The organism is Halobacillus litoralis (genome assembly GCF_004101865.1).
Lineage (GTDB): Bacteria > Bacillota > Bacilli > Bacillales > Halobacillaceae > Halobacillus > Halobacillus litoralis_A.
Genome location: NZ_CP026118.1, coordinates 1851041 through 1874778, shown reverse-complemented (window position 1 = coordinate 1874778; position 23738 = coordinate 1851041). Strand labels below are relative to the sequence as shown.

General features: G+C 45.7%; 21 protein-coding genes, 15 tRNA genes and 3 rRNA genes. 37 read left to right on the top strand and 2 right to left on the bottom strand.

Annotated features, from left to right (window positions below):
* Positions 1 to 212: 212 nt before the first annotated feature.
* Positions 213 to 980 carry a rhomboid family intramembrane serine protease gene (locus HLI_RS09405; RefSeq protein WP_128524736.1) on the bottom strand — a complete coding sequence of 256 codons (768 nt, stop codon included), beginning with the start codon at positions 978 to 980 and terminating at the stop codon, positions 213 to 215.
* 181 nt (positions 981 to 1161) lie between these two features.
* On the opposite strand from HLI_RS09405, the gene acpS reads away from it, so the two are divergent.
* The 15 genes from acpS to HLI_RS09330 all read left to right on the top strand — a co-directional run bounded on the left by acpS (position 1162) and on the right by HLI_RS09330 (position 13721).
* A complete protein-coding gene (gene acpS / locus HLI_RS09400; protein WP_128524735.1) occupies positions 1162 to 1518 on the top strand; it encodes a holo-ACP synthase in 357 nt (118 codons plus the stop codon).
* Positions 1519 to 1587: 69 nt separating this feature from the next.
* Positions 1588 to 3084 (top strand): NAD(P)H-hydrate dehydratase, encoded by a 1497-nt coding sequence (locus HLI_RS09395; RefSeq protein ID WP_128524734.1) that lies wholly within the window; start codon positions 1588 to 1590, stop codon positions 3082 to 3084.
* Positions 3085 to 3139: 55 nt separating this feature from the next.
* A complete protein-coding gene (locus HLI_RS09390; protein ID WP_128524733.1) occupies positions 3140 to 4162 on the top strand; it encodes a LolA family protein in 1023 nt (340 codons plus the stop codon).
* A gap of 114 nt (positions 4163 to 4276) precedes the next feature.
* Entirely contained in the window at positions 4277 to 5455 is a 1179-nt protein-coding gene (gene alr, locus HLI_RS09385) for an alanine racemase (RefSeq protein ID WP_241655969.1), read from the top strand.
* Positions 5456 to 5615: 160 nt separating this feature from the next.
* Positions 5616 to 5897, top strand: coding sequence for a CopG family ribbon-helix-helix protein (locus HLI_RS09380; protein ID WP_027956786.1), 282 nt, complete (start codon positions 5616 to 5618; stop codon positions 5895 to 5897).
* 5 nt (positions 5898 to 5902) lie between these two features.
* On the top strand, positions 5903 to 6253 hold the full coding sequence (locus tag HLI_RS09375; protein ID WP_035549815.1) for a type II toxin-antitoxin system PemK/MazF family toxin: 351 nt from the start codon (positions 5903 to 5905) through the stop codon (positions 6251 to 6253).
* Positions 6254 to 6469: 216 nt separating this feature from the next.
* Entirely contained in the window at positions 6470 to 7339 is an 870-nt protein-coding gene (locus HLI_RS09370) for an RsbT co-antagonist protein RsbRA (protein WP_128524732.1), read from the top strand.
* A 5-nt stretch (positions 7340 to 7344) separates the two neighbouring features.
* Positions 7345 to 7701: an STAS domain-containing protein gene (locus tag HLI_RS09365; RefSeq protein WP_082235564.1), complete on the top strand. Its 357-nt coding sequence runs from the start codon at positions 7345 to 7347 to the stop codon at positions 7699 to 7701.
* 2 nt (positions 7702 to 7703) lie between these two features.
* A complete protein-coding gene (locus tag HLI_RS09360) occupies positions 7704 to 8105 on the top strand; it encodes an anti-sigma regulatory factor (RefSeq protein ID WP_128524731.1) in 402 nt (133 codons plus the stop codon).
* A 14-nt stretch (positions 8106 to 8119) separates the two neighbouring features.
* Positions 8120 to 9130 carry a PP2C family protein-serine/threonine phosphatase gene (locus tag HLI_RS09355; RefSeq protein WP_128524730.1) on the top strand — a complete coding sequence of 337 codons (1011 nt, stop codon included), beginning with the start codon at positions 8120 to 8122 and terminating at the stop codon, positions 9128 to 9130.
* Positions 9131 to 9197: 67 nt separating this feature from the next.
* Positions 9198 to 9527, top strand: coding sequence for an STAS domain-containing protein (locus tag HLI_RS09350; protein ID WP_128524729.1), 330 nt, complete (start codon positions 9198 to 9200; stop codon positions 9525 to 9527).
* A 2-nt stretch (positions 9528 to 9529) separates the two neighbouring features.
* The gene (gene rsbW, locus HLI_RS09345; protein WP_128524728.1) at positions 9530 to 10006 is read left to right on the top strand and encodes an anti-sigma B factor RsbW; all 477 of its coding nucleotides are present in this window, start codon (positions 9530 to 9532) and stop codon (positions 10004 to 10006) included.
* Complete coding sequence (gene sigB, locus HLI_RS09340) at positions 9978 to 10757, top strand: RNA polymerase sigma factor SigB (RefSeq protein WP_128524727.1); 780 nt, start codon at positions 9978 to 9980, stop codon at positions 10755 to 10757. The genes rsbW and sigB overlap by 29 nt, the downstream gene beginning before the upstream one ends.
* On the top strand, positions 10757 to 11353 hold the full coding sequence (locus tag HLI_RS09335) for a SpoIIE family protein phosphatase (RefSeq protein ID WP_241655968.1): 597 nt from the start codon (positions 10757 to 10759) through the stop codon (positions 11351 to 11353). The genes sigB and HLI_RS09335 overlap by 1 nt, the downstream gene beginning before the upstream one ends.
* Before the next feature lie 199 nt (positions 11354 to 11552).
* Positions 11553 to 13721, top strand: coding sequence for a Tex family protein (locus tag HLI_RS09330; protein WP_128524726.1), 2169 nt, complete (start codon positions 11553 to 11555; stop codon positions 13719 to 13721).
* A 42-nt stretch (positions 13722 to 13763) separates the two neighbouring features.
* Here the strand turns inward: HLI_RS09330 and cmpA are convergent, their stop codons facing one another.
* Entirely contained in the window at positions 13764 to 13874 is a 111-nt protein-coding gene (gene cmpA, locus HLI_RS09325; protein WP_128524725.1) for a cortex morphogenetic protein CmpA, read from the bottom strand.
* 75 nt (positions 13875 to 13949) lie between these two features.
* Between cmpA and HLI_RS09320 the strand changes: the two genes are divergently transcribed.
* From HLI_RS09320 to tsaB, 22 genes are all read left to right on the top strand, one after another.
* Positions 13950 to 14402 carry a SprT family protein gene (locus HLI_RS09320; protein WP_164908529.1) on the top strand — a complete coding sequence of 151 codons (453 nt, stop codon included), beginning with the start codon at positions 13950 to 13952 and terminating at the stop codon, positions 14400 to 14402.
* A gap of 197 nt (positions 14403 to 14599) precedes the next feature.
* Positions 14600 to 14674 (top strand) — tRNA-Asn (locus HLI_RS09315).
* A 4-nt stretch (positions 14675 to 14678) separates the two neighbouring features.
* Positions 14679 to 14769 (top strand) — tRNA-Ser (locus tag HLI_RS09310).
* A 10-nt stretch (positions 14770 to 14779) separates the two neighbouring features.
* Positions 14780 to 14851, top strand: a tRNA-Glu gene (locus HLI_RS09305).
* A 14-nt stretch (positions 14852 to 14865) separates the two neighbouring features.
* Positions 14866 to 14942 (top strand) — tRNA-Asp (locus tag HLI_RS09300).
* 6 nt (positions 14943 to 14948) lie between these two features.
* Positions 14949 to 15023 (top strand) — tRNA-Gln (locus HLI_RS09295).
* Positions 15024 to 15268: 245 nt separating this feature from the next.
* Positions 15269 to 15344, top strand: a tRNA-Lys gene (locus HLI_RS09290).
* 7 nt (positions 15345 to 15351) lie between these two features.
* A tRNA-Leu gene (locus HLI_RS09285) sits at positions 15352 to 15433 on the top strand.
* A gap of 45 nt (positions 15434 to 15478) precedes the next feature.
* Positions 15479 to 15566 (top strand) — tRNA-Leu (locus HLI_RS09280).
* Positions 15567 to 15634: 68 nt separating this feature from the next.
* Positions 15635 to 15711, top strand: a tRNA-Arg gene (locus tag HLI_RS09275).
* A 5-nt stretch (positions 15712 to 15716) separates the two neighbouring features.
* Positions 15717 to 15793: transfer RNA gene (locus tag HLI_RS09270), tRNA-Pro, on the top strand.
* A gap of 30 nt (positions 15794 to 15823) precedes the next feature.
* A tRNA-Gly gene (locus HLI_RS09265) sits at positions 15824 to 15897 on the top strand.
* A gap of 17 nt (positions 15898 to 15914) precedes the next feature.
* Positions 15915 to 15991: transfer RNA gene (locus tag HLI_RS09260), tRNA-Ile, on the top strand.
* Between the two features lie 119 nt (positions 15992 to 16110).
* Positions 16111 to 17677, top strand: a 16S ribosomal RNA gene (locus tag HLI_RS09255).
* A gap of 179 nt (positions 17678 to 17856) precedes the next feature.
* Positions 17857 to 20772, top strand: a 23S ribosomal RNA gene (locus HLI_RS09250).
* An 88-nt stretch (positions 20773 to 20860) separates the two neighbouring features.
* Positions 20861 to 20974, top strand: a 5S ribosomal RNA gene (gene rrf, locus HLI_RS09245).
* The 16S, 23S and 5S rRNA genes sit together here with 15 tRNA genes alongside, the layout of an rRNA operon.
* 94 nt (positions 20975 to 21068) lie before the next feature.
* Positions 21069 to 21145 (top strand) — tRNA-Met (locus HLI_RS09240).
* A gap of 108 nt (positions 21146 to 21253) precedes the next feature.
* Positions 21254 to 21330: transfer RNA gene (locus HLI_RS09235), tRNA-Met, on the top strand.
* A 40-nt stretch (positions 21331 to 21370) separates the two neighbouring features.
* Positions 21371 to 21447, top strand: a tRNA-Asp gene (locus HLI_RS09230).
* Positions 21448 to 21611: 164 nt separating this feature from the next.
* Complete coding sequence (gene thiL / locus HLI_RS09225) at positions 21612 to 22595, top strand: thiamine-phosphate kinase (protein WP_128524723.1); 984 nt, start codon at positions 21612 to 21614, stop codon at positions 22593 to 22595.
* 4 nt (positions 22596 to 22599) lie between these two features.
* Positions 22600 to 23055: a tRNA (adenosine(37)-N6)-threonylcarbamoyltransferase complex ATPase subunit type 1 TsaE gene (gene tsaE / locus HLI_RS09220; RefSeq protein WP_128524722.1), complete on the top strand. Its 456-nt coding sequence runs from the start codon at positions 22600 to 22602 to the stop codon at positions 23053 to 23055.
* Entirely contained in the window at positions 23052 to 23738 is a 687-nt protein-coding gene (tsaB, locus tag HLI_RS09215) for a tRNA (adenosine(37)-N6)-threonylcarbamoyltransferase complex dimerization subunit type 1 TsaB (protein ID WP_128524721.1), read from the top strand. The genes tsaE and tsaB overlap by 4 nt, the downstream gene beginning before the upstream one ends.

Below are 23738 nucleotides of genomic sequence, written 5' to 3'. Positions count from 1 at the left end.
ATTTCTTCCGGAGAAGAAGGGTTATAGCGATTTTTTTATAATCAAAGAAAATCACTCTTTTCAGGTGGGCACTGTTGATTCCATGATGAGGCCGTGCCCGCGGCAAGCATCCACCGACAAGCGATTCGTGAGAAGCAACAACAAACTTTAACAGCTCCTCTAGATTGAAGAGGTTTATTAGTAGCCTCTCGTGTGATAGAGTTTTTGGAACGTCAAAACCGGTTAATAAGAGCGAACAGTGCAAGAAATAATATAATACCCCATAATATATATTTGCCTGTGCTTTTCCCAGGTAACTTTCTTTTCTTCCACCGGGTGGGATTGAAAGAAATTTCATTGTTCCCCCGATTAGAATGCCGTGTGCGTATTTGCCAAAGGGAAAAAGGGCGAGCATTTCTCAAAATGGGAGGGGCGATTGCAAAGCCGCCAATCAAACCGAATAAATGCCCGAGAACATTGATATTCGGGCGAGCGAACGTCATGAATAATCCTAAGGCGAAAATGACGAGAATGATTTGGGAATTGGCCTGGTCGATCAGGTGTTTTCGAAAAAGGACCATAAACACATACACCCCGAAGATGCCGAAAATCGCACCTGATGCTCCGAGGTGGGCATAGTAAGCATCGGGGTTTACAATAAATGTTCCGATGTTTCCGGCAATCCCTGCAAACAGGTACATAAGGATGAACTTGCCTTTTCCGAGCATCTGTTCCAGGGCTGGGCCGAACAAAACGAGTGAGAAAGAATTGAAGAGGGCGTGTGTGAAATCAGCATGCAAGAAAATCGGAGTCACAAGACGCCAGTACTCCCCGTTTAGAATGAACAAGTTCACGCCCATCCCCCATGCCTTTAAATCCTGGGCGATGCCGATTTGCAGGAAATCCATGAGAATCCATAATGCAAAGTGAAGCCCGACGAGGAACGAAACGACCGGGTAAAATTTTAAGAACTCTTTAAAGTTTTCTGTACGTACAAACATAGTGTCCGTCTCCTTTGTAAATGTCGGGTGCTAGCCCTTACTACATCTTACACATAATTGAGCATTTCATATTCGCTTTCTTATCACAAATGTAGTCCATTAGTCTTTCGGGTATTCTTTTTTTATCATAAAGGTTATCGGGTATACTTAGAATAGCTTGTAATGAAAAGGGAGATGTATCTTGATCAAAGGAATCGGTGTCGACATTATTGAATTGGATCGTATTAAACAAAGTATAAAGCGAAACCCTCGTTTTGTTCAACGAATACTAACAGAAGGGGAGCACCTGAGGTATAAAGCATCGGGGGCAGGCCGACAAGTGGAATTCCTGGCCGGCCGTTTTGCAGCAAAAGAGGCATTTGCTAAAGCGACAGGAACAGGGATCGGAAAACTCGGGTTCCATGATGTTGAAATATTGTCAAATGAGAGAGGTGCGCCTGTGATGACAGCAACAGGCTACGAATCATGGAATGTTTGGGTATCGATCAGCCACAGTAAGGACCATGCCATTGCTCAGGTAGTTTTAGAAGAGGGATAGAGAGGAACAGGAAAGACATAATTACATAGGTTGTCTCATAACATTGTAATGCGGGTAGGAGGGAACGAATTGGATATTGTTACCGCACAAGAAATGTACGAACGGGATCGAGTGACCGTGGAAGCCGTTGGATTAGAAGGGAAAATGTTGATGGAAAATGCAGGACGTGCTGTCACACAAGACATGCTGCGTCACATTTCACCGCAACATAAAATTGTCATATTGATCGGTGCTGGCAACAACGGTGGTGATGGCTTCGTAATTGCCAGGACATTAATGAATCTTAATTATGATGTCGAGGCCTGGCAAGTCGTGCCAGATGGAAAAATCACCGGAGATGCGAAAGCTCACAAAGAGATTTTCCTCGCTTCTGGTCATCCTTTGAAAATGTATTCTCATTCGTCGGAGGACTTGGAATCTTCTCTTTGTCACGCTGATGTCTGCATTGATGCCATGCTTGGCATTGGAGCTGATGGACGATTAAGAGAACCGTTAGCTGAAATTGTCTATCTTTGCAACGAGCAAGCTATTCTGCGGTTGGCTGTAGATGTACCGACCGGAGTACCGGCAGATGAAGGAGTGGAAAAGTTCGATGCTTTTCATGCTCATTTTACTACGATCATTGAAGCTCCCAAGCTGAGTGCCTTTCTCCAACACGCCAAGCCTTTTTACGGGGAGTGGTCGGTTGTTGAAATCGGCCTGCCTAAGCAAAAGCTTCCAAATTGCAGCCGTCGATTGTGGGGAGTCCAAGATGTCAAGCGTACATTACCTGAACGTGATGCGCATTCCCATAAAGGGACGCACGGAAAAGGGTTGTTTGTCGGTGGATCGCTCTTCATGCCTGGTTCTGTTGCCATGTCTGCAAGGGCTGCTTTGAGGAGTGGTGCTGGTCTAGTAGCTATTGCTACGGATGAGCAGGCGATTCCGTCTGTCTCCCCATATGTCCAGGAAGCCACTTTCGTGGAATTGAAAGAAGAAGGACAGGCAGTCAGCGGATATGATGCAGTGGCTGTAGGGATGGGGTTGGGTCGTCGTCCATACTGCGGAAAAGTTGTAAAACAATTGATGCAGGAGGTTGATGGGCCCTTGCTGATCGATGCGGATGGACTGCATCTTCTTAAAGGTTCTTTAGACGAATTGGAAAGAAGATCAGCACCGACAGTGTTGACACCTCACCCTGGAGAGTTTGCCCATTTGACAGGTCTTACGGCCCCTGAAGTTTTGCAATCCCCTTTTGTTTACAGCCGTGAGTTCGCTGAACGTTATGGTGCTTACATCGTTTTGAAAGGCCCCTCTACAATCATTACTGCTCCTGATGGAGAACAACGGGTGGACCGTTCTGGTAATGCGGGGCTGGCAAAAGGCGGGAGTGGAGATGTGCTCTCGGGAATCTTGATTTCTATGATCATGCAGAGCAATGGTTTGATGGATGCTCTCAGTAATGGTTGTGTTCTACACGGCTATACTGCTGAATTGTTGGTGGAGGCCGGACACTCGAAGGTTGACCTACTCGCCTCTGACGTCATCGAAGGTTTATCCCGGACCTTTCGTACATTATCTTCTTAAATCCAGATCATTACGTTCCCTTTGTCCTTAAGTAGAGACAAAGGAGTTGAGTCTTATGCAAAGACGTTTTCTGATCTTATTGTTCAGCCTGTTCGTCTTAGGTGCTTTAACCGCTTGCGGCTCACAGTCGAAAGAAGATGTCGTTAAGAAACTGGAAAAACAGTCCGAAGAAATGGCCGGCTATAAGACAGAGGCCAACATGAAGATGAAAACGGGCAAGGAGGAGCAGAAGTATCATATTCAAGTATGGCATAAAAAGGATGACTTCTATCGCGTAAAACTGCATAACGATCAGGATGAAAAAGGGAGTCAGATCATCTTGAAAAACGATAGCGGCGTCTATGTGCTGACACCGGCTTTGAATAAAAGCTTTAAATTCCAAAGCGAGTGGCCGCAAAATACTAGCCAGCCTTATTTATACGCTTCGCTTCTGAACGATATCAAAGCAGATGCAGATGCAGAGTTCAGTGCCTCAGAAAACTATTATGTATTCAAGACGAAGACCAACTATCAGAACAACAAAACTCTTCCTTTCCAAGAAATCTATTTTGACAAGAAGTCGTACCAGCCGGTCATGGTCAAAGTGTTCGATCAGGATATGAATGCACTTGTCGAAGTCCAATTCGCCAACTTTGCGAAGGATGCTTCATTGAAGAAAGAAGACTTTGATGTAGATAAGAATATGGCTATGGCTCCGACAGAAGCTCCTGCAGCTAACATGGAAGGGGAAGAATTAGAAGAGGTATTATATCCGCAGGAAACATTTGGAGCAGAACTTGCTGAAGAACGTGAAGTTAAAACAGAGGAAGGCAAGCGTGTAATCATGACATACGCAGGTGATAAAGGTTTCACTCTGGTCCAGGAAAAAGCGGAAGTCCAAGCAGCCAGTGCTCAGTATTCAGTACAGGTGAATGGGGACCCAGTCCAGCTGGCTGATGGAGTCATCGGAGCTATGGAACATAACCGCCTTGAATGGAACCAAAATGGAACGACTTATCAACTTGCGAGTAATGAATTGACACAAGACGAGATGGTTTCAGTTGCCAGCTCGATCAACAATGGAACAATGGCCAAATAACATGGAAGGAGCAGGCTTAACGGTCTGCTTTATTTTCTTTCATTGACGCCTCCCCCCTTTCGTTTCCTTCTATTTGACAGCGCTGGCTTCTCATTCAATAATAAGAGGATATTGTTGGAGAGAGGAGCGGGCATTTTGTCACTTGATACTTTTTATAGAGATTCATTCGTTGAAGTGGATTTATCTGCAATTCAATATAACATACACCAACTGCAGCAGCGTCTCGATGAGAAGACAGGGGTTTATGCTGTCGTCAAAGCTGATGCGTATGGGCACGGAGACATTCAAGTGGCGCATGCAGCGCTTGAAGCTGGTGCTGAAGGGCTCGCTGTCGCTCTATTGGATGAAGCAATCAAATTGCGACACGCAGGCATCGATGCTCCTATTCTAGTTATGGGTTGGACCCGTCCTAAGGATGCCGTTGTTGCTGCAGAGCACGAGATCGCCGTTACGGTCTTTCAGGAAGAGTGGTTGAAAGAGGCGGGTCTCCTTTCTTTCTCGAAATCTTTGAAGGTTCACCTTAAGCTGGACACGGGTATGGGAAGAATCGGTGTTCGTTCCGTAGCTGAAATGGAGCGGATCCTTTCTTATATGAAAGAAGAAAACTTTTTTTCACTGGAAGCGTTATTTACTCATTTTGCAACAGCTGATGAGGAAGGACTTGATTATTTCGCAACCCAGGAAAAACGATGGAACGAATTGTTTTCCCATTTTAAAAGGATTTGGCCGGAAAATGTCGAAGTTCATACGAGTAACAGTGCGGCAAGTATGAGGTATCCGGGAAGACTGGATCACTATGTGCGCTTTGGAATCAGCATGTATGGACTGTACCCATCCTCTGTCGTAAAAAAGGAGCGGCCGATCGATTTACAGCCTGCCTTTTCTTTGCACAGTCAACTCATTCATGTGAAGCGGCTGGAGCCGGGAGAATCGATCAGTTACGGAGCGACTTACCGTACCGGGAACCATGAGTGGATTGGAACGATTCCGCTCGGTTATGCCGACGGCTGGATCAGGAGACTACAAGGTATGGATGTTCTGGTCGACGGAAAGAGGCAGCCGATTGTCGGAAGAATTTGCATGGATCAATTCATGATTCGGCTGGATCAGGAATATCCTATAGGGACAAAGGTTACCTTAATAGGTAAACAAGGGGAACAAGAAATCTCAGCTGATGAAGTGGCAGATCAATTGGAGACCATCAATTATGAAATTCCTTGTATGATCAGTAACAGGGTGCCGAGGGTATTTCTGAAAGATGGAAAAACCATCGATATCAAAAACTCTCTGTGACAGGGCTGCTTCCGGTTCGGACAATTCTCCCTATGTAAGGATAGAAGGTTACACGATTCACGAAAAAATTCCAACACTCCTTTGCAATGGACACTCCCGTTTGATAAGATTAGAGTGGACTAATTGACTGGTTTCTTTTGAGAGAAGATGGTGGAGGTGTATGGTTTTGTCCGATAGCATGCAGGAGATTGTCATCCGGATTCCGGATAACCTACTCAATGAAGTGGATGGCTTCATTCAACTCGATAACAGTGATCGGAGCGATTTCATGTGTCAAGCAACGAAAATGTATTTGCGTGAAAAGAAACAACGCCATATTAGAGAATCCATGCGTAGAGGCTACATGGAAATGGCGAAAATCAACCTAAACATCGCTTCAGAAGCGTTTCAAGCTGAAGAGGAGGCAGAACACACCCTGGAGCAATTAGTGAGCGGGGTGTGAAGCCAGTGATAGTCAAACGAGGTGACGTTTATTTCGCTGATTTGTCCCCGGTCGTGGGATCAGAACAAGGCGGGGTTCGTCCTGTACTCATTCTTCAAAATGATATTGGTAATCGTTTTAGCCCTACTGTAATCGTTGCGGCGATTACTGCGCAAATACAAAAAGCAAAACTCCCTACACACGTTGAAATTAATGCAGAAAAATATGGGTTCGAACGAAACTCTGTGATCCTATTGGAACAAATCAGAACGATTGATAAACAGCGTTTGACCGACAAGATCACCCAACTTGATGAACCTATGATGCAGCAAGTGAACAAAGCCTTGCAAATCAGTCTGGGTTTAATCGACTTTTGATCTGAATCGTTACCTATTGATAATGAAGTTACCTGAAAGCAGGTAACTTTATTTTTTTTTATAAAACTAGTTTATAATAGAAATGACAAGGGAAAATTTGCCCATATGTTTTTTTGGACCTTATCGGTATAATAACTCGTTGAAATCTGATAACATTATATTCAAATATCATTTAGGGCGAAAATTTAGAAGGGCAATTAGGCGGAGGTTTAGATAATGGATGAGAAGTTGAAAAATGCAGTACTTGAACATAGCGATGACATTGTAAAAATGTGGTTAGAGGAAGTCAACACCCATAAGAAGAATGATTATACATCGACGATTTCTGATGAAATGTTTGAAAGCACGAATCGTGAGTTTGTCAATGTCATATTTTCGAGCATTGAGAAACGCGGACTATCTACGGATTTAGATGATTTCTCAGAGCGTTTGATCAACTTAGGGTGGCCATTAAGTTATTTGACAGATGGCATGCAGGTTTTCCGTCGGGTTGTGACTGACTTCATCTTGAAACAATCAGATAAGATCGATTCGGACTATTTCTCAGAAGTTCTTAGAGAAGTAGATGGATGGGTGGACCCGATCATCAATCAATTGGTCAATGAGTACTCAGGCAGCTGGGAACATATCGTTTCTCTTCAAAGGGTGGCATTGCAAGAACTCTCAGCGCCTTTGATTCCGGTGATGGAAAATATCACAATCATGCCGTTGATTGGTACAATTGATACGGAGAGAGCAAAACTGATAATGGAAAACCTCCTCGATGGTGTCATCAAGCATAATGCGGAAGTAGTGCTTATTGATATCACCGGTGTGCCTGTGGTAGATACGATGGTTGCTCATCACATCATTCAGGCAGCTGAAGCAGTAAGGTTAGTCGGGTCCCGGTGTATTTTAGTAGGGATTCGTCCTGAAATCGCTCAAACCATCGTGAACCTCGGTATCGACTTAGGGAAATTCCCTACGAAAAGTTCGCTACGCAAAGGATTCCAGACTGCACTTGAGTTGACGAACCGAAAAATTGAAGAAACACAAAATAACGACGAGGATATCGAACAATTGATTGATTCGCTAGATAGGGAGTGAGACCAGTGAGAATACCTATTCTTAAGCTTCATAATTATTTACTGATTTCCATCCAGATCGACTTGGACGATCAGACAGCCATCCAGTTCCAAGAAGACTTATTGAGCAAAATCCATGAAAGTGGATCTACAGGTGTCGTCATCGACTTAACATCGGTTGATATCATCGACTCGTTCATTGCCAAAGTATTAGGCGATGTCGTTACGATGTCAGATTTGATGGGGGCAAAGGTCGTCTTGACTGGGATCCAGCCAGCTGTAGCGATGACTTTAATTGACTTGGGCATTCATCTCCAGGATGTTCCTACAGCATTAGATTTAGAACAAGGGTTGATCAAACTTCGCCAGGAATTGGAGGAGTGAGTATGGACTTTCAATCCTGTGTCAATATAAAAAAGGAGTGGGACATTGTCGGGGCAAGACAACTTGGACGGGACATTTCAAGGAAAATCGGTTTCGGAACTGTTGATCAAGCCAGAATCGCCACTACTATATCAGAGCTAGCAAGGAACATTTATTTATATGCTGGGACAGGTAAAGTCTGTTTTGAGCAACTGGAAGATATGAATAAAAAAGGGATCAGAATCGTGGCAATCGACAACGGCCCAGGAATCAAAGACATCAGCCAGGTAATGGAGGATGGCTTCACGACATCAGGCGGATTGGGAGCCGGACTCCCCGGCGTCAAACGCTTAATGGATGAATTTGATATTGTGTCAGAAGATGGTGAAGGTACAGAAATAAGAGTTGTAAAATGGCTCCGGTAAAGGAGGTATAAATGTTGAGCACATTAAAACTTGATTTGGAAAATTATAAAGAGCTTTTACAGGAGTATATTAAGACGAAAGATGAGCAAGCTCTCTATCAAGCAGAGCAATTCAGCAAATATTCCATGCAGCAGAATATTTCCCCTGAAGAAATCATTAATGTCCACATTCAATCCTTACAGGAGATATACCCGGACATGCCTGAATATATTCAATCATCAATGAGTTTTCTGCTGGAAACCATGATTTCTTATGGTTTAGCTTATCAGGAATATCAGGCACTGAGGGAGAAACAGCTGGAGCTGAAATCAGAGATCTCTGTAGCTGCGAATATGCAGAAAACGCTATTATCCACTGTGAAACCTGACCTTGCAGAGGTGGACGTGGGTGCATTAAGTGTGCCGGCCAAGCAAATGAACGGTGACTATCATCACTTCGTCCACGATGGGAAAGGAAGCCTCGGGATTGCAGTCGCTGATGTCATCGGTAAAGGGGTGCCTGCTGCACTTTGTATGTCGATGATCAAATATTCGATGGACAGTTTTCCTGAGAGGCGGACAGATCCGAGTGTCATTCTCGAGAGTTTGAACCGGGTAGTTGAACGGAACGTAGACTCAAGTATGTTCATCACCATGTTTTATGGGCTGTATAATTCTAACGACCACACCTTCACTTATTCATCAGCTGGTCATGAGCCTGGCTTTTATTATCATAAAGATCGTGATGAGTTCGAGGAAATCGATGTGCCGGGATTAGTGCTTGGTGTGTCACCTGAGATCACATACACACAGTTTGAGAAAAAAGTTGAAAAGGGTGACATGATCATTCTGTTAACGGATGGAGTGACGGAGTGCAGGCAAGGGGATCGATTTATTGAACAAGAAGAAATCCTCCATGTCATCAAACAATACTCCCATCTCCCTGCTCAAGGGATTGTCGATCATGTTTATAAACATTTTGAGCGTCTCCAGGACTTTCACCTTCGTGACGACTTCACTCTGATTATTTTACGGAGGAATGTTTAAGCGAATTTAGATAAGGGTATTTAAAATTTGATTGACTTTTTTAGGGACAATTAGGAGGGGGATATTCATGAACTTAACGATAGATGTAACGAATAAAGAAAACAGTGCATATGTTGTGCTTTCCGGAGAGGTAGATGCGTTTACAGCTCCTAAGCTGAAAGACACATTGCTGCCTTTGACGAGAGAAGAAGGACAAGTCGTAGAAGTTGATTTTGAAGATGTCAACTACATGGACTCGACTGGACTTGGTGTATTCATCAGTGCTTTGAAGTCTACGAAAGAGCATGACACAGAGATGAAATTAGTTCAGATGCAAGACCGTGTGTACCGCTTGTTCAAAATTACTGGTCTGACGGAAATTATGAATATCGATTCTACAGTACAAGGTGGAATGTAATCATGGAACCATTTGATTTTGTAGAAGTGAAGGTACCTGCCAAAGCTGAATATATCGGAGTCGTCCGTCTGAGCACTTCTGGTATAGCCAACCGTATGGGTTTCACCTATGAGGATATTGAAGATTTGAAAGTCGCTATTTCAGAAGCGATTACAAACGCGGTGAAGCATGCATACAAAGAAACCGGTGAAGGCGAAATCACGATCGGGTTCGGCGTTTATCAAGATCGTCTGGAAGTCATGGTTGCCGATCACGGAGGCAGCTTTAACTTAGGTGAAATCAAAGAGGATATCGGTCCTTATAAGCAAGACGATAATATTGAAGAACTTCGTGAAGGTGGTTTTGGTCTGTTTCTGATTGATGCTTTAATGGATAAAGTCGAAATCAATAGTAAATATGGTGTCATTGTCTTAATGACAAAATATCTCCATGAAACTGGGGTGGGTCAAGATGGCGACCAAATCTCAACACCACAATGAGGATGTTTATGAGTGGATCGCCTATCTACAAGAGCATCCCCGTGATGAAGTCGTCCAAGAGAAAATTGTACTTGTTTACAAGGATCTTGTAGAATCCATTGCGCGAAAATACTCAAAAAACAGTACCATTCACGAAGATTTGGTCCAAGTTGGAATGCTGGGACTTTTAGCGGCGATCAGGAGATATGATCCTGAATTCGGAAAATCCTTTGAGTCGTTCGCCATTCCCACAATCATTGGGGAAATCAAACGATTTATCAGAGATAAAACGTGGAGTGTGCACGTGCCCCGCAGAATCAAAGAACTTGGGCCGAAGATCAAAAAAGCTGCAGAAGAGTTGACGAATACTCTCCAGCGGTCCCCATCTGTAATGGAAATCGCTGAATTCCTGGAAGTCTCTGAAGAAGATGTATTGGAAACGATGGAGATGGGTAAAAGCTACAAAGCGTTGTCTGTCGATCGCAAAATCGAAGCGGACTCTGATGGGAGTACAGTGACGATTCTTGATTTGATCGGAAACCAGGAAGATGGTTATTCCAACATCGATCAAAAGATGTTACTGGAGAAGATCCTTCCGATTTTAAGTGAGCGGGAACAAGAAATCCTGCAATGCACTTACTTCGAAAACATGAGCCAGAAGGACACCGGAGAACAATTGGGGATTTCACAGATGCATGTTTCTCGTTTGCAAAGACGTGCGCTCCGAAAACTGAGAGAAGCCTTACAATCTGAATCCGTAGAGGCATTTTAGTGGAAAACGAAAATACGCGAGTGAATTTGTCGGTTTTTCAGAAGTCCAAAAAAGGGAATTATTATTGCGGCGATAGTTATTTTTATAAAGAAACAGAAGAAGCGTTTTTATGTGCTTTAGCTGATGGTTTAGGGAGCGGTGAAATGGCAATGGAATCCTCTCAGGCTGTTATGGATGTCATTGAGGAAAACCCGGTCTTAACTATTGAAGCTCTTGTGAAAAAATGCAATGAAGTGTTGGTAGGTAAGCGTGGAGTCGTTCTTGGGATACTTAGAATAGACTTTGAAACCCATACTTATTCTTATTCATCTATTGGTAATATCGGTGTGATTACTGTCGAACCAGACGGGAAGCGCAATCGAAACATTCCTTTAGCAGGTTATTTGTCAGGGTACTCGCGATCGTTACGTGTCACACGCGGGAACGTTCAGAGTGGCATGGTCTTTCTTATGTTTTCAGACGGGGTAAACGACCGGCGCCTATCATCCAAACTGACACAAACTAAAAATGTCAGACTTATAACTGAGCAATATAAGGAACTTTATGGTCAAAAACGTGATGATGATACAACATTGATAGCCATGGAGTATAATTGAAAATCCTTATTCTGAACCAATTGGTACAGAATAGGGATTTTTATATGTGCTTTTTCAGAGAGTGAAGGGAAGTGAAGTGAAGTTCCTTGTGACTGGAGGCGGACATGTCGAGAATTGAGCATGATACATACATTAGTCTGAGGTAAACGTATAGAGAATTTGATACAATGAAACAGATGTCATTGAAGGAGGTCTTCGTTTGAGTGAAGTGAAACTAAGCCCGGAATTATTAAATCTTGTGGCTAAACAAACAAAACTAAATGAAAAAACAATTAAACAAGTGATCGGGTTACTAGATGAAGGGAATACCGTGCCCTTTATCGCCCGTTACAGAAAAGAATTGACCGGTGGTTTGGATGAAGTTCAAATCAAGGATATCGAAGATCAATGGAATTATGTTACTAATTTAACGCAGCGAAAAGAAGAAGTCATCCGGCTCATTGATGAGCAAGGAAAGCTGACTAATGAACTGCACAAAGAAATAGAAGCTGCCACTAAGCTGCAAAAAGTAGAAGACCTTTACCGTCCATATAAACAAAAACGAAGAACACGCGCGACGGTTGCCAAAGAAAAAGGTTTAGAACCACTAGCTATGCTCGTATGGAAGCAAGAGAAAATCGACTTTGAAAAGGAAGCGGCTTCGTACTTTTCAAGCGAAAATGAATTAGAGACTGTAGACGATGTCCAGGCAGGGGTCAACGACATATTAGCAGAGTGGATTTCTGATGATCCCACCTATCGTGAAAAGATCCGTAAGCAAACCTTTGATAAAGGGACCATCGCATCTTCTGAAAAAAATGCCGACCAGGATGAGAAGGGCATTTTCGAAATGTATTATGATTACAAGGAACCTGTCCGTGCTATTGTCTCTCATAGAGTGCTGGCTTTGAATCGAGGGGAACGGGAAGATGTGATCAAGGTCGCGGTTCATCCTCCTGAAGAATCGATTGTCAGTTACCTTGAGAGGAATGTACTTGACCGAGACACTGTCGGGGCCGTCCGTTCTATTCTAATGGGAGCCATTGAGGATAGTTATAAACGACTCATCCAACCATCTGTAGAGAGAGAGATACGGAACTCACTTTCTGAACAGGCAGAAGAACAAGCTATTGAAGTTTTCTCAAGCAATTTACGTAGTCTCCTCTTGCAGCCACCATTGAAAGGAAAAGTCGTCCTAGGTGTCGATCCCGCTTTCAGGACCGGCTGTAAACTGGCAGCTGTTGATGAAACGGGTAAAGTCCTGGATATAGGCGTGATTTATCCGACGGCACCTAGAAATGATACAGCAGGAGCTGAGAAGAAAATTTTGTCGCTTATGGACAACTATGATATTGAACTAATGGCAATCGGAAATGGGACAGCTTCCAGAGAAACAGAGCAGTTCATTGCTGATATGATCCAAAAGCATAGCTTGAATGCTTCCTATATGATAGTGAATGAAGCTGGCGCAAGTGTTTATTCAGCCTCCAAGTTAGCTCGTGAGGAGTTTCCGGACTTACAAGTAGAGGAAAGAAGCGCAGTTTCTATCGCTCGCCGTGTCCAGGATCCACTAGCAGAATTGGTCAAAATCGACCCGAAATCCATAGGAGTCGGCCAATATCAACACGATGTCACGCAAAAGAAACTGAATGAGTCATTAACTTTTGTTGTTGAAACAGCCGTCAACCAAGTCGGTGTGAATGTGAACACAGCATCGGCATCCTTATTGCAATACGTATCAGGTCTTAGTAAGACAGTTGCCAACAACGTAGTGAAGAAAAGGGAAGAACTCGGCAAGTTCACTAAACGGACAGAACTTAAAGATATTCCGCGTTTAGGTGCGAAGACGTTTGAACAAAGTATCGGTTTTTTAAGGGTTCTGGATGGTAAGGAACCATTGGACCGGACGCCGATTCACCCCGAAAGCTATAAAGCTACTCGGGAACTGTTGAAAACGATTGGTTATAGCAGCCAGGACCTGGGTGATGAACAACTAGGGGAAGAAATCCAGCAAATAGATGATAAAGCAATGGCTGAGCAATTAGATATCGGGGAATTGACTTTGAATGATATTTTGAAATCATTGGTTCAACCAGGGAGAGATCCGCGTGATGATCTTCCTAAGCCATTATTGAAAACGAACGTCCTTTCAATGGAAGACTTGCAACAAGGGATGGAACTTGAAGGTACCGTGCGGAATGTAGTCGATTTCGGAGCTTTTGTAGATGTTGGTGTGAAGCAGGACGGGCTTGTCCATATTTCGAAGCTTTCTAACAGATTCGTCAAACACCCGATGGACGTGGTATCTGTAGGGGATGTCGTTACCGTCTGGGTAGACCAAGTCGACGTTAAGAAACAACGCATCGCCTTGACGATGTTAACTAAATAAAGAATATTGAAAAATACCCGGGAGTTATCTTCTGGGTGTTTTTTATTTGTGAAGATGTTGGTAATAATACCAGCATTGATTAAGCATCTTGATTTGATACTTATCTTTATTGAAAAAAGCTTTTATCATTTGCTTTCTTAACCATGAAGGCATCTGACTTCAACTCCTTTATATTCAACTTTTTTCATTCTTATGATACAGTATGCAAAGAATGGAGGAGGTGTTCCTGTGAACTCATTAACAGAAAGAGAATTACAACAATGGACCGAAGAGCTTTCTTTAACTTATTTTCATAAACCTTTTCCAGATGAGATTTACTTCAATAATCGGTTACGAACAACAGGGGGGCGTTATATTCCCTCTAAACGGATCATAGAAATCAACCCGAAGTATGTAAATGAGCTGGATGGGGGAGAATTGGAAGGGATCATTAAACATGAACTCTGTCATTACCATCTCCATATTGAAGGGAAAGGATACAGCCACCGTGACCCGGAGTTCAAAGAACTGTTAAAGAAGACGGATTCCCCGAGATTTTGTTCTCCTTTGCCATCTGAGAAAAAGAAGACCCTGCATCATTATGTTTGCACCGAATGCGCCCAAGCATACCCGCGAAAAAGGAAAGTAGACACCAAGCGGTACCGTTGCGGGAAATGTAAAGGGAAATTAAAAAAGAAGTAAAAATTCATTGACGAAAAGAACAGCCCCGTGTTAAATTAAATAAGCCTTAACAAAACAACCTATCTTCCAACGAAAAACAACATATTTTTTCACGAAAAAGGTTTGACATTATGGGATATATATTATAATATATAAAACGTCGCTGATAGGAAAAGCGCAACAGAATGTACAAAGAAACAATGTATATTTCACATTATTCCAACGTAGCTCAGTGGTAGAGCAATCGGCTGTTAACCGATCGGTCGTAGGTTCGAATCCTACCGTTGGAGCCATTACGGAGAAGTACTCAAGTGGCTGAAGAGGCGCCCCTGCTAAGGGTGTAGGTCGCGCAAGCGGCGCGAGGGTTCAAATCCCTCCTTCTCCGCCATTTTTATTTTGGCCCGTTGGTCAAGTGGTTAAGACACCGCCCTTTCACGGCGGTAACACGGGTTCGAATCCCGTACGGGTCACTTAATTTTACATAGGTCCGGTAGTTCAGTTGGTTAGAATGCCTGCCTGTCACGCAGGAGGTCGCGGGTTCGAGTCCCGTCCGGACCGCCATTGTTTTGGGCCATAGCCAAGCGGTAAGGCAACGGTTTTTGGTACCGTCATGCGCTGGTTCGAATCCAGCTGGCCCAGCCATTTTCTTTTGAATAATGAGTTGACAAAATGTCGAATAAATTATATGATGTTCCTTGTGCTTTTAACAACACATTAATAATTTGAGTGTTATAGATTCCTTAAATGAAAGCCATGAACTCAGCTTATAGAGAAGGCGCTAATTTCTTTTAACAACCAACATCGCAGACGTTGGAAAGCATGCGCACTTCATAAATGACAAAGCGAAGTTGCTACTGCATAGATTACATTCGTTCCTTTATTATCAGGAGCCATTAGCTCAGTTGGTAGAGCATCTGACTTTTAATCAGAGGGTCGAAGGTTCGAATCCTTCATGGCTCACCATTTTTATGCGGGTGTGGTGGAATTGGCAGACACGCTAGATTTAGGATCTAGTGCTTCACGGCGTGGGGGTTCAAGTCCCTCCACCCGCACTTTCCAATTATCATGATCAGCATCCTTTTGTTCTTATACAATTTGCGGTCGTGGCGGAATCGGCAGACGCGCTAGGTTGAGGGCCTAGTGGGAGTTAATCCCGTGGAGGTTCAAGTCCTCTCGGCCGCACCATTTTTCACAAAAAAAGTGCTTGCGTCAAAGTGTTATACATGTTATATTATAATATGTCGCTTCAAAATGCGCCCGTAGCTCAATTGGATAGAGCGTCTGACTACGGATCAGAAGGTTAGGGGTTCGACTCCTCTCGGGCGCGCCATTTAACGGGAAGTAGCTCAGCTTGGTAGAGCACTTGGTTTGGGACCAAGGGGTCGCAGGTTCGAATCCTGTCTTCCCGACCATCGAGAATTCAACATGATAATAAAGATAACGCGGGTGTAGTTTAGTGGTAAAACCTCAGCCTTCCAAGCTGATGATGAGGGTTCGATTCCCTTCACCCGCTCCATTAATCAACTACCGTTTGGGCCTGTAGCTCAGTTGGTCAGAGCGCACGCCTGATAAGCGTGAGGTCGGTGGTTCAAGTCCACTCAGGCCCACCATGAACATTTTGATCTTTGAAAACTGAACGAACCAACCAGTACGTCAAGATATTTCTTCTTATGAAGAAGAGATTTGAAACAAGCACATTCGGTGTGCAAATGAGCAAGTCAAACTAACTTTTATGGAGAGTTTGATCCTGGCTCAGGACGAACGCTGGCGGCGTGCCTAATACATGCAAGTCGAGCGCGGGAAGCGAGTGGATCCCCTTCGGGGGTGAAGCTCGTGGAACGAGCGGCGGACGGGTGAGTAACACGTGGGCAACCTACCTGTAAGATCGGAATAACCCCGGGAAACCGGGGCTAATGCCGGGTAATACTTTTCTTCGCATGAAGGAAAGTTGAAAGATGGCCTCTGGCTATCACTTACAGATGGGCCCGCGGCGCATTAGCTAGTTGGTGAGGTAACGGCTCACCAAGGCAACGATGCGTAGCCGACCTGAGAGGGTGATCGGCCACACTGGGACTGAGACACGGCCCAGACTCCTACGGGAGGCAGCAGTAGGGAATCTTCCGCAATGGACGAAAGTCTGACGGAGCAACGCCGCGTGAACGATGAAGGTCTTCGGATCGTAAAGTTCTGTTGTTAGGGAAGAACAAGTGCCGTGCGAATAGAGCGGCACCTTGACGGTACCTAACGAGGAAGCCCCGGCTAACTACGTGCCAGCAGCCGCGGTAATACGTAGGGGGCAAGCGTTGTCCGGAATTATTGGGCGTAAAGCGCGCGCAGGCGGTTCCTTAAGTCTGATGTGAAAGCCCACGGCTCAACCGTGGAGGGTCATTGGAAACTGGGGAACTTGAGGACAGAAGAGGAGAGTGGAATTCCACGTGTAGCGGTGAAATGCGTAGATATGTGGAGGAACACCAGTGGCGAAGGCGACTCTCTGGTCTGTTTCTGACGCTGAGGTGCGAAAGCGTGGGTAGCAAACAGGATTAGATACCCTGGTAGTCCACGCCGTAAACGATGAGTGCTAGGTGTTAGGGGGCTTCCACCCCTTAGTGCTGAAGTTAACGCATTAAGCACTCCGCCTGGGGAGTACGGCCGCAAGGCTGAAACTCAAAGGAATTGACGGGGGCCCGCACAAGCGGTGGAGCATGTGGTTTAATTCGAAGCAACGCGAAGAACCTTACCAGGTCTTGACATCCTTGGACCACCCTAGAGATAGGGTTTTCCCTTCGGGGACCAAGTGACAGGTGGTGCATGGTTGTCGTCAGCTCGTGTCGTGAGATGTTGGGTTAAGTCCCGCAACGAGCGCAACCCCTAATCTTAGTTGCCAGCATTCAGTTGGGCACTCTAAGGTGACTGCCGGTGACAAACCGGAGGAAGGCGGGGATGACGTCAAATCATCATGCCCCTTATGACCTGGGCTACACACGTGCTACAATGGATGGTACAAAGGGCAGCGAAGCCGCGAGGTGTAGCAAATCCCATAAAACCATTCTCAGTTCGGATTGTAGGCTGCAACTCGCCTACATGAAGCCGGAATCGCTAGTAATCGCGGATCAGCATGCCGCGGTGAATACGTTCCCGGGCCTTGTACACACCGCCCGTCACACCACGAGAGTTGGCAACACCCGAAGTCGGTGAGGTAACCTTTTTGGAGCCAGCCGCCGAAGGTGGGGCCAATGATTGGGGTGAAGTCGTAACAAGGTAGCCGTATCGGAAGGTGCGGCTGGATCACCTCCTTTCTAAGGATTTAGAACGGAAGCGTACTTGGTTGGTTGTTCAGTTTTGAGAGATCAAACGATCTTTCAATCTGTGAACCTTGAAAACTGGATAAGGAATCAATAGTGGTCATCTAACGATGACGCTAGTGATGACAAGACATCAAACATCGAAATTGTAATCAACGTCTTTTCACGAAGATAGTTAAGTGAATAAGGGCGCACGGTGGATGCCTTGGTACTAGGAGTCGATGAAGGACGGGACTAACACCGATATGCTCCGGCGAGCCGTAAGTAGGCTTTGACCCGGAGATTTCCGAATGGGGAAACCCACTGTTCGTAATGGAACAGTATCCTATACTGAATACATAGGTATAGGAAGGCACACCCGGGGAACTGAAACATCTAAGTACCCGGAGGAAGAGAAAGCAAATGCGATTTCCCGAGTAGCGGCGAGCGAAACGGAATCAGCCCAAACCAGAAAGCTTGCTTTCTGGGGTTGTAGGACACTCCATCGGAGTTACCAAGGAGGAAGATAGACGAATCGGCCTGGAAAGGCCAGCCAGAGCAGGTAACAGCCCTGTAGTCGAAATCTTTCTCCCTCCGGAGTGGATCCTGAGTACGGCGGAACACGAGAAATTCCGTCGGAATCCGGGAGGACCATCTCCCAAGGCTAAATACTTCCTAGTAACCGATAGTGAACCAGTACCGTGAGGGAAAGGTGAAAAGCACCCCGGAAGGGGAGTGAAAGAGAACCTGAAACCGTGTGCCTACAAGTAGTCGGAGCCCGTTAATGGGTGACGGCGTGCCTTTTGTAGAATGAACCGGCGAGTTACGACCGTATGCGAGGTTAAGCAGCAGAAGCGGAGCCGCAGCGAAAGCGAGTCTGAATAGGGCGAGTGAGTATGCGGTCGTAGACCCGAAACCGTGTGATCTACCCATGTCCAGGGTGAAGGTCAGGTAACACTGACTGGAGGCCCGAACCCACGTAAGTTGAAAATTACGGGGATGAGGTGTGGGTAGGGGTGAAATGCCAATCGAACACGGAGATAGCTGGTTCTCTCCGAAATAGCTTTAGGGCTAGCCTCAGAATAGAAAGTCTTGGAGGTAGAGCACTGATTGGACGAGGGGCCCCTATCGGGTTACCGAATTCAGTCAAACTCCGAATGCCAACGACTTTGTTCTGGGAGTCAGACCGTGGGTGATAAGGTTCATGGTCGAGAGGGAAACAGCCCAGACCGCCAGCTAAGGTCCCAAAGTGTGTGTTAAGTGGAAAAGGATGTGGAGTTGCTTAGACAACCAGGATGTTGGCTTAGAAGCAGCCATCATTGAAAGAGTGCGTAATAGCTCACTGGTCGAGTGACTCTGCGCCGAAAATGTACCGGGGCTAAACACACCACCGAAGCTGCGGATTGATCTTACGATCAGTGGTAGGAGAGCGTTCTAAGGGCCGTGAAGTCAGACCGTAAGGACTGGTGGAGCGCTTAGAAGTGAGAATGCCGGTATGAGTAGCGAAAAAAGAGTGAGAATCTCTTTCACCGAATGCCTAAGGTTTCCTGAGGAAGGCTCGTCCTCTCAGGGTTAGTCGGGACCTAAGCCGAGGCCGAAAGGCGTAGGCGATGGACAACAGGTTGATATTCCTGTACCACCTCCTTTCCGTTTGAACGACGGGGGGACGCAGGAGGATAAGGAGAGCGCGCCATTGGATGAGCGCGTCCAAGCAGTGAGACGGTCGGATAGGCAAATCCGTCCGGCAACGTCAAGCTGTGATGGGGAGGGAAATTTAGTACCGAAGCTCCTGAGTTCACACTGCCAAGAAAATCCTCTAGTGAGGAAAGAGGTGCCCGTACCGCAAACCGACACAGGTAGGCGAGGAGAGGATCCTAAGGTGAGCGGGAGAACTCTCGTTAAGGAACTCGGCAAAATGACCCCGTAACTTCGGGAGAAGGGGTGCTCCTCTGCCGAGGAGCCGCAGTGAAAAGGCCCAAGCGACTGTTTACCAAAAACACAGGTCTCTGCGAAGCCGTAAGGCGAAGTATAGGGGCTGACACCTGCCCGGTGCTGGAAGGTTAAGGGGATGCGTTAGCGTATGCGAAGCGTTGAACCGAAGCCCCAGTAAACGGCGGCCGTAACTATAACGGTCCTAAGGTAGCGAAATTCCTTGTCGGGTAAGTTCCGACCCGCACGAAAGGTGCAACGACTTGGGCACTGTCTCAACGAGAGACCCGGTGAAATTATACTATGTGTGAAGATGCACATTACCCGCGACAGGACGGAAAGACCCCGTGGAGCTTTACTGTAGCCTGATATTGAATGTTGGTACAGCTTGTACAGGATAGGTAGGAGCCTTGGAAGCCGGAGCGCTAGCTTCGGTGGAGGCGCTGGTGGGATACTACCCTGGCTGTACGGACATTCTAACCCAGGACCGTGATCCGGTCCGGAGACAGTGTCAGGTGGGCAGTTTGACTGGGGCGGTCGCCTCCCAAAGAGTAACGGAGGCGCCCAAAGGTTCCCTCAGAATGGTTGGAAATCATTCGCAGAGTGTAAAGGCACAAGGGAGCTTGACTGCGAGACCTACAAGTCGAGCAGGGACGAAAGTCGGGCTTAGTGATCCGGCGGTACCGCATGGAAGGGCCGTCGCTCAACGGATAAAAGCTACCCCGGGGATAACAGGCTTATCTCCCCCAAGAGTCCACATCGACGGGGAGGTTTGGCACCTCGATGTCGGCTCATCGCATCCTGGGGCTGTAGTCGGTCCCAAGGGTTGGGCTGTTCGCCCATTAAAGCGGTACGCGAGCTGGGTTCAGAACGTCGTGAGACAGTTCGGTCCCTATCCGTCGTGGGCGTTGGAAATTTGAAAGGAGCTGTCCTTAGTACGAGAGGACCGGGATGGACACACCGCTGGTGTACCAGTTGTTCCGCCAGGAGCATCGCTGGGTAGCTACGTGTGGTCGGGATAAGTGCTGAAAGCATCTAAGCATGAAGCCCACCTTGAGATGAGATTTCCCTTTGCTTTAAGCAAATAAGATCCCTCAGAGACGATGAGGTTGATAGGTCCGAGGTGGAAGCGTGGTGACACGTGGAGCTGACGGATACTAATGGATCGATGACTTATCTATAGATATTTCGTTCGTGAAAAGTCGATGTGCGTTCGATGATGATGTTTCCTTATCCAGTTTTGAGGGTTCACCTCAAACTTTATATTGATGTGGTGGTGAAGGCGAAGAGGTCACACCTGTTCCCATGCCGAACACAGCAGTTAAGCTCTTCAGCGCCGATGGTAGTCGGGTCGATCCCCGTGAGAGTAGGACGCCGCCACATTGATCATGTTTTAAGTTTCAATTAATTTTCTTGCAACGTGAAGAACAGTCACAATTCAATCTGATGGGAACTATAAAACAGTTTCTCACATTATCGCGGGGTAGAGCAGTCTGGCAGCTCGTCGGGCTCATAACCCGGAGGTCGCAGGTTCAAATCCTGCCCCCGCAACCAATTTCATCTCATTTGAGGATGAACATAACCTCCACAGAAATTTCATGAAACACGATGGACAGTCACAATTCAATCTGATGGGAACTATAAAACAGTTTCTCACACTATCGCGGGGTAGAGCAGTCTGGCAGCTCGTCGGGCTCATAACCCGGAGGTCGCAGGTTCAAATCCTGCCCCCGCAACCAATTTTTTTGTAAATACATAATATAGATCGTTAATTTAAATGGTCCGGTAGTTCAGTTGGTTAGAATGCCTGCCTGTCACGCAGGAGGTCGCGGGTTCGAGTCCCGTCCGGACCGCCACTACTTAAATTTGAACTTTCAACCTTAGGATATCTTCCTAAGGTTTTTATTTTTGTCTAAGAATGGGTCAGGCGCGAGTGGATTTAGACTTTTGATGATTTTTTAAATCTGTCTCCTATTGGTATAATAGAAATAATTGATTTTATACGGAAAGGGAAATAGATATGGATGAATTTTCGTTTATACGTTCAGTCCAGCCTGCTTATTATAAACAATCTTCTCTGATCAAAGGAATCAGTGATGATGCGGCTGTTATTCGACCTTCCGGAGGAGATGTGGTCACCGCTGTAGATACAATGGTGGAAGACGTTCATTTCTCCAGGAAAACAATGCAGCCTCATCACATTGGTCACCGTGTCTTGGCTGCAAACTTGAGTGATTTAGCCGCGATGGGGAGTACACCAGCCTATTATATGGTTTCTATTACGATTCCGTCAGACTGGTCTGAGGAAGAGTTGATCGAGCTGTATGCTGGGATGGATGATCTTGCTGCCAGATATCGTATGGACCTCATTGGTGGAGATACGGTGTCAGGGAGAGAGCTCTCAGTCACGGTTACGGTGATGGGGACGGTAGCTAAAGGAAAAGCGAGATATCGCTCAGCTGCGGTGCCGGGAGATGTTTTATTTGTAACGGGGACCTTGGGTGATTCTCGCGGAGGTTTAGAATGGCTTTTAAATGAGAAAAATGATTCATCTTCTGACCAAGCCTTCTTAATCGATCGGCATAGAAAGCCTTGGCCAAGAGTCTCATTCGCAGAGGGTTTATCAACACTCCAAAGAGTGGCACTGAATGATGTGAGTGATGGCATCGCAAACGAAGCGAATGAAATTGCTGAATCCTCTGGTGTGGACATTCACATTGCTAAGGACATGGTCCCTTTTTCTTCTGCATTGAAGAACACTTTTCCTGATCAATATCAGGATTGGATGTTGTCCGGAGGTGAAGATTTCGAGCTGCTGGGAGCTGTACCTTTAAGTGATTGGACGCTGGTTCAGGAAAATGCGGAGACTGCTGGTATTAAGATTACGAAGATAGGGGAAGTTGACGAAGTAAGTGGTGACTCTCCTCGAGTTTTTATTAAAGAAAGCGACCAAATAGCAATATTGAAGAAATCTGGTTATACACATTTGAAGGGAAAAGGGTGAGTGGATGTCTATTTATGAATGGAAGAGTTTTTCAAGCGATGAGACGAAGGCTTTTGCAGAAAAGCTTGGGGAACGTCTTCAGCCAGGAGACCTTCTCACTTTAGAGGGAGATCTGGGAGCAGGGAAAACTACGTTCACAAAAGGGCTGGGAAAAGGTCTTGGTGTTAAAAGAACTATAAACAGCCCTACTTTCACGATCATGAAAGAATACCAGGGGCGTTTCCCTTTTTATCATATGGATGTATATCGCTTAGAGGATAGTGATGAGGACTTAGGATTTGAAGAGTATTTTGAAGGCAGTGGTGTGACGGTCGTTGAGTGGGCACAGTTCATTAAAGAATTCTTACCTGCAGAACGTCTCGATATTACCATCAACTATAAGGATGATTCTACTCGACTACTGACCCTTCAAGCGAGATCTGAGCATTTTGAAGAGATATGTAAGGAGATAATCGTATGAATATACTGGCGATCGACACATCGAATTATGTGATGGGAGTAGCTGTTCTTAAAGAAGGAACAGTTGCCGGGGAATTTGTGACGAATATTAAAAAGAACCACTCGATCCGTTTGATGCCGGCAATCGATCATGTGATGAGAGAGACTGGTACTAAGCCGGAAGAGTTGGATCGGATTGCGGTCGCGCATGGACCAGGATCATATACGGGAGTACGAATTGGACTGACGACAGCAAAGACTATGGCATGGACGCTCGGGATTCCTGTTGTGGGGGTTTCGAGTTTGGAAGCCGTTGCAAGACAAGGTGTCTTTTTCGATGGCTATGTCTGTCCTTTTTTTGATGCTCGGAGAGGACTAGTTTACACTGGACTCTATAATAAGGATATGGATGTGTTACGGGAAGAAACCAATATTCTTATGGAAGAATGGTTGGAAAGCTTGAAAGAGTCAGAGCGGCCGATTTTATTTCTAAGCCAGGATCTTTCTGTCCATAAGGAAAAAATTCTTGAGATGCTCGGTGATCAAGCTGTTTTCCCATCAGCCCCATACCAATTCGCCCGGCCGTCTATCATAGCAGCTGCAGCAAAGGAAAGACATCCAGGTTCGCTTCATGCACTGGTGCCGAACTACTTAAGGTTACCAGAAGCTGAAGCGAAATGGTTGGAGCAGCAGGAGAAGCAGTAA